At 46.0% G+C, this 6,545-nt stretch carries 5 protein-coding genes; 2 read left to right on the top strand and 3 right to left on the bottom strand.

Features of this window, described 5'->3' with window-relative positions; genetic code table 11:
* Both QTO00_RS11990 and QTO00_RS11995 read left to right on the top strand, forming a co-directional pair.
* The coding region (locus QTO00_RS11990; RefSeq protein WP_331425027.1) for a TolC family outer membrane protein at nt 1–983 on the top strand (983 nt) is incomplete at its 5' end.
* Between the two features lie 7 nt (nt 984–990).
* On the top strand, nt 991–1,596 hold the full coding sequence (locus QTO00_RS11995) for an OmpA family protein (RefSeq protein WP_331425029.1): 606 nt from the start codon (nt 991–993) through the stop codon (nt 1,594–1,596).
* A 55-nt stretch (nt 1,597–1,651) separates the two neighbouring features.
* On the opposite strand, the gene nhaA is transcribed toward QTO00_RS11995, so the two are convergent.
* From nhaA to QTO00_RS12010, 3 genes are all read right to left on the bottom strand, one after another.
* Complete coding sequence (nhaA, locus tag QTO00_RS12000; RefSeq protein WP_038207586.1) at nt 1,652–2,836, bottom strand: Na+/H+ antiporter NhaA; 1,185 nt, start codon at nt 2,834–2,836, stop codon at nt 1,652–1,654.
* A gap of 254 nt (nt 2,837–3,090) precedes the next feature.
* On the bottom strand, nt 3,091–4,215 hold the full coding sequence (locus QTO00_RS12005; RefSeq protein ID WP_038207583.1) for a lipocalin-like domain-containing protein: 1,125 nt from the start codon (nt 4,213–4,215) through the stop codon (nt 3,091–3,093).
* Nucleotides 4,216–6,545 (bottom strand): ABC transporter permease (locus QTO00_RS12010; protein ID WP_331425028.1); only part of this gene is annotated, 2,330 nt, incomplete at its 5' end.

A 6,545-nucleotide genomic window follows, 5' to 3' on the forward strand; every position in this document is an offset into this window, starting at 1 on the left:
ATAGAACCGCGGCCGAAGCAGAGTCTGTACGCTACCAACTGCTATCTGACGCTTCAGACTTAGCATTGCGTGTCACTCAGGTTTACTTAGACGCGGTTAAGGCCACAGAGATTCTTGCCCTTTCAGAGAGCAACCTTGCTGTGCACAAAGAGATTTATAGAGATATCAAGCGCCGAGCGGACTCTGGAATAGGCTCTACGGCAGATGTTTCACAAGTAGAAGCGAGGATTGCTAAAGCACACGGTAATCTGCTCGCCGCACAGAATAACATGCTTGATACTCACACTCAATTTCATCGCTTAGTCGGTCAAGCTCCACTAGGGTTAATCTATCCAAGAGCGGATGAATCCAAGCTGCCGTTGTCACTGCAAGATGCATTAGTCGAAGCCTATGACAAGCATCCTGTGATTCGAGTGTCTCAAGTGGATGTCGATTCTGCTCGTTTCCAGTACAAACAGTCTAAAGGTAACTATTACCCAACCATCTCGATTGAAGCGAGCCAAACATGGCGCGATGATGCTGGCGGTGATAGAGGCCGCAGTGACGAAACCCTTGCCATGCTAAGAATGCGTTACAACCTCTACAACGGTGGATCGGATAGCGACCTTTCTGAACGTGCAGCGTACCAACTAAACCAAGCTAAAGACCTAAGAGACAACGCATACCGACAAGTTGAAGAAGGTCTGCGCCTATCATGGAGTGCACTGGATTTAACACTGCAACAAAAGAACTTTTTAGCCGATCACGTGGACTCAGCGTCAGAAACCGTCATTGCCTATGAAAAACAGTATCGAATTGGTCAGCGAACCCTTCTCGATTTGCTTAACACAGAGAATGAACTGTTCGAAGCACGGAAAGACTACCTAGATGCCCATTACGCCGAGCAGTACGCCAAATACCGTGTAATGAATTCTACCGGCAATCTGCTTGATGCTCTATTAGTGGATACGCCAGATGAGTGGTCTGAGCGAGTGGAGTATTAATATGAACATGAAACAATTGATCCCATTTGGCCTTGTCGCACTTGTTCCGTTTAGTAGCGTTTTAGCCGACGAGTATGATTACATTCAAACACCTGTCGCCAATCAGGTATCCGACCTCACTGACGATGACCGTGATGGTGTGGTCAATGCCAGAGATATCTGCCCAGGCACGCCAACAGGTGCTCAAGTCGATAACGATGGCTGTGGGGCTGCCCTGTTTGAAGAGGAAGAGCGTCAACTGCGAATTCTATTCGCTAATGACTCTTACGTAATAAACCCTATTTTCTCTGACCAAATTCAGACCATGGCCGAATTTTTGGAGCGTTACAAGTCTGCATCAATTCAAATCCAAGGCTATGCAAGTAAGGTCGGAGCTCCTGAGTATAACCTTGAGCTATCTAAGAAAAGAGCCCATGCGGTCGAAGACGAGTTGCTCTCTTTCGGTACTGAACCGAGTCGAGTCACGATTGTCGGCTATGGCGAAACGAGGCTAGAGTCACAAGGTGAAGATGAAACCTCTCATGCGTTAAATCGACGTGTTACCGCAACGGTTGTAGGTTTGAAGGAGGAAGTTGTTGAAGAATGGACCATCTTCAGCGTAATAGAAAAATAGACTTAAATTGTCTCCAACAAAAAAGCGCCTTGTTGGCGCTTTTCTATTTTAGGTTTTAGTGTTGAGATTTGACCTGTGTATTACTCTCAACACTTGCGCTCTTCTTTGGCAATGATATGTGCAGTAAGAAGTAACCTAGCACGGCAGCCGTCGTTGAGCCCATTAGAATACCTAGGCGCGCGTAAGTATCAAACTCAACATTCACAGAGCCAAAGGCCAACGATGAAATAAAGATAGACATCGTAAAGCCGATACCACACAAAATAGACACCGCGAAGATATGACGGAATGTGATACCTTCAGGCAGCTTAGCGACGCCCGCCTTAACTGCAACCCAACTAAACGAGAAGATACCAACTGGCTTACCAACCAACAGACCAAGCGCAATACCTAGTGGCAGCATTGACGTTAAGCCATCGATTGACACACCTTCGAGCGAGATACCAGCGTTAGCGAACGCAAACAGAGGCAAGATACCGAATGCGACGTATGGGTGCAGTGCATGCTCCATATGCTTAAGCGGAGAGTGTTCCCCCTTCTTACCCTTAAGCGGAATCGAGAAACCAATAACCACACCAGCAAGTGTCGCGTGCACACCTGATTTCAACACTGCGAACCAAAGGATTGCGCCAACAATCATATAGGGCAGTAATTTGGTGACCTTTTTATTATTGAGCATAAACAAAGCCGCTGTCATGGCAAAGCCTACCGCCAAAGCGGTTGTAGACAGGTCGCCGGTGTAAAACAACGCAATGATAACAACAACACCTAAATCATCGATGATTGCCAATGCAAGTAGGAACACCTTCAAGCTAACGGGTACACGTTTACCAAGCAGAGCCATAATACCTAAAGCGAACGCGATATCTGTTGCTGCAGGAATTGCCCAGCCTTGTACTGCTTCTGCATCACCATAGTTAAACGCTAAGTAAACTAATGCAGGTGCAACCATACCACCTACCGCGGCAATCGCTGGGAAGATAGCAGTCTCTTTTGACTTTAAAGCTCCCTCAAGAAGCTCTCGCTTAACTTCGAGACCGATCAGCAAGAAAAATACGGCCATCAAGCCATCATTAATCCAATGCGAAACTGACATACCAAAGACGTAAGTATGAAGGAAACCTTGGTACGCATCATTTAGAGAAGTGTTTGCGATCACCATTGCAACCGCTGCTGCAATAACCAGTAGAATGCCCCCGGCAGACTCTAGTTTGAAAAAATCGCGAATCATATCACTCATGATATTGCCCTTATATTTATTATGTTAATAACTGACCACTAAGAATACGCTCGAGTTTATATAATCCAATACATATGGAAAAATCGATTGTTTAGATGAAACACATCGGCTTTTCCGAACTTGTCACCTGCACTCACCTTGAAGTTCTCAGTTCATTATAGGCAAAGCGTCGTAAATTCCACATAAAAACACAAAAGCCACTTCTCAAATAATAAGAAGTGGCATTTAAATTCGTAATGGCTAGATCAACAAGGCTAATAACCAGCTAGTTGCATAAATCCTATCGCATTGTGGGAGCCTGTTGTCGTAATAGGGCCTTCCCAGTACGGCAACACAAATGGCAGCCAGAGGTTCGTGTTCACTGCATCAGTTTCTATATCGATTCCGAGCTTTGGCACCTTAACCGACCATTTGACAGGGACAATCTTGTTGTTTGCCAACTGCGCATCAACTAATGAAGTAACCTTGATATCATCATTGTTTAATGTCACAACTCCTCCATTTGTCGTAGCCAAGGTACCAAACACATAGGGCATCTGACTTTGGTGGCGGTAGCGGTTAACCGACAACGTAGTTTGATCATCTAAGTGGACCACAAACCAATCCCAACCCTGCTGACTTTTTGCCAATAATCCACTGCCCCACTCTTTGCTCATCCATCCAGAGCCTTTAACATTGAGTACCGTATCTGCCGATAAAACCAGTTGTCCCTCTACCGATATAAACGGCGCAGTAAGGTTAAGCGAAGCAATTGGTAATAGATCATGCTTCTCTGAATATCCACGCTCGCGCGGTATAACAAACGGCCCATCAGTTTGTGATTTCAAACGAACTTTGAAAGTATCGGTTTCTGCCTCTAGTAAGCCAGGAAATGGTGTACGCCCTAGGGAGCGCCAGAACCAATTATCAATCCAAATCTTGAATGGCTTTGAGGTCATACCAGCTTGACCTATACCTCCACGGGCGACCCGTTGCTCACGCCATACTTTGTTTTTGCTTGATACTACGACATGAGAAATATACAACTGTGGGCTTAGCCAACCAGACAAATTGCTGTCACTTGACGCAATTCGAAAATAGCTCCACTGAACACCGTACTTCTCTCCAAACTGATCTTCTACATTCGCAAAGAAGTGCCACCAACCGTGTTGGTATTCGTTGTGAAAAGCGAAATCACGCGGAATAATCACTGGGTTGTTCGGTAATACTGGTTCAAAAATTTCGGTTTGCTTGGATATGAGAACCGAAGTCACCTCTTCAGCCCCTTTAGCGATGGGTTCGCGCTGTTTTGGCTGACTCAATAGGAATCCAGCGGCAAGGCTAACCAGAACGAATGCAACCAATAAAATACCGACTAGATTTCTCTTCCGTATACTCATCTACAACGAATCTCTTAAGGACTGCATCGGAGTGCTGCGCACCATTCGAATGACAGGTATCGCACCGGCAATCATCAAAGCGAACATCGCCAATGCACTAGAATGCAAATATTCCACAGGGATAAATTGAATCTCTAACGTCCAACCAAACGACTGCTTAATCACTATATCAACCACCAAGTTCGCTAATGCGATACCCAATGGCATGGCTAACAGAAGAGCAATACCGCCAAACACGAACAGTTGCAAACTACCCATAATGACAAGTTCGCGACCAGACATACCTAAACAGCGCAACAGAGAAATGTGCTTCTGACGCGAAACCTCGCCAGCCAGTGTTGCAAAGAAAATACCGAATACCGCTATCACTAAGGTAATATTACCTAGCGTATCGGCAATGGAGAAAGTACGGTCGAATACCCTCATGGCTTGGCTGTGGATGTGGCTATTATCGAATATCTGCTCTGAATCTATTCTGAAAATAGTTTCAAGCTTACGTTTTAACCCAATTGGACTTCCCTCATCACTCAGTACCGCGCCAAGCGCAACCGAGCCACCACCAGCAAAGGCAAACAACCAGTTTCGATGAGACAGTAATACTTGGTTGTAAGGGTTACCATAGTCATAATAAACCCCAACGACCTGCCAACCTGCACCCAGTTTTCCAGAGAGATCGATCTTGTCACCCGGCCGTATTCCAAGCTTCAACGCCATCGACTCACTAATCATCACACCTTTAGAGTGATGGAGGTGATACCAGTAATTCGGGATACCAAGTTTCACAGTTAACGCATTGAGCTCACCTTCAGAAGGACCGGTACTGACGACTTGGAGCGCACCTCTGTTGGTCTCGACTTCTTTCTCCCAACGCCACCATACCGACTCAACTTCAGGTTGCTGTAATAACCAAGTGCTCATTCGCGCTGCGCTGCTGTTGTTCGGATAAATATAGAGGTCTGCAGCTAAACGCTGACTTAACCACTTATCCGTCGTATCACGGAAACTACCGACCATGGTCTCAACACCAATGTTAGCCGCCATCGCGAGCATAAATGCCATGGTTGCTACGCCACGATAGCTCATACTGGCTGCTGCATCAGCGAAAAACCAACGAACTTTAACCCAACGTAGTGTATACGATAAGCTTTCGAATACTCTCCAAATGATATAAGGCGTAAACAATGCGACGCTCAGCAACATTAACGCAATAATAGCAAAGCCTGTTTCTTGAGTTTGTGGGGCTTGATAGAGTGCGATAGCCGCCACACAGCAACCGCAAGCAATCAGCGCCTGAATAGAGAATTCTGCCCCAGCAAAGCGAACCAAAGACAGCCTTGTGGTTAATCGTGAAGGTTGCGAACGAAGTAAACGCACCAATGGCCATGCGCAAGCGATAATCGCACCTGTCAATGATAGGTAGAGGCTTGAGAGGCTTGACTGCCAATTCCAATCAATAGAGAGGCCGATATTTGTGTTGTAAAGGTCACCAAGGCTTGCTGAAACCGCTGGAATAAGTTGGTTTGCTAATACCATGCCGAAAACATTACCGCATAACCAACCAACCAATACCAGTACACATAGTTCTAAAAGCAGTGCCTGAGCAAGCTGCCAACCTGAGACCCCCATCTGCCTTAGATTTCCCACCAGTGGTTGACGTTGTGTCAAGGTCATCGACATTGCTTGATAGAAAATAAACAGCCCAACAAGGAAGGCCAGCATGCCCATCGCACTTAGATTAAGATGAAATGCTTCTGTTAGCGACTCGAGTTCGGCTTGAGAAATTCGCGTCAACACCATGCCATTTGGCAATGACGATTTTAGCTGGCTTAGCTTCTCGACTGGCATATCAGCGCAGGCAATGACCGTAATACCCGAGCTTCGTTCAATCATTCTCAACAGCGACATATCGGCGACAATACGTGTACCGTTTAGACGTTTTTCCGAATCAACAGCTATTGGGCCAAGCGCCGTGCCATCATTGAGTTTGATATAATCGCCATTCCCCCACTGCATATGCTCGGCAAGATCGGCGCTCACCAGTACTGGGAAAGGAGGTCGCATCAATTCAAGCGATGAGATTTCGCTTAATGAGCTACCCGCATTAAACTGAATCAAGGAGACAGGATCGATGCCAACCAGCATCAAATCACTTCCACTTGCGGTCGTAATCCTTAAATTTTGAAACGGTGCACATTGATGGAACCCATCTCTGCGCAGTTGAATATAAAAGCCTTGTGGTATTTTGTTGGCTGCATGCTTAGGACGAATTCGATAAGGGAGAGGATTAGAAAAGAGTTTTTCGCCATGTTCATAGCTTTGACGAGCATGAT

The sequence above is a fragment of the Vibrio sp. M260118 genome, assembly GCF_036533755.1.
GTDB lineage: Bacteria > Pseudomonadota > Gammaproteobacteria > Enterobacterales > Vibrionaceae > Vibrio.

Coding starts and splice junctions, on each gene's coding strand:
- QTO00_RS11995 (WP_331425029.1), top strand. CDS start 991: ATGAAACAATTGATCCCATTTGGCCTTGTCGCACTTGTTCCGTTTAGT.
- QTO00_RS12005 (WP_038207583.1), bottom strand. CDS start 4,215: ATGAGTATACGGAAGAGAAATCTAGTCGGTATTTTATTGGTTGCATTC.
- nhaA (WP_038207586.1), bottom strand. CDS start 2,836: ATGAGTGATATGATTCGCGATTTTTTCAAACTAGAGTCTGCCGGGGGC.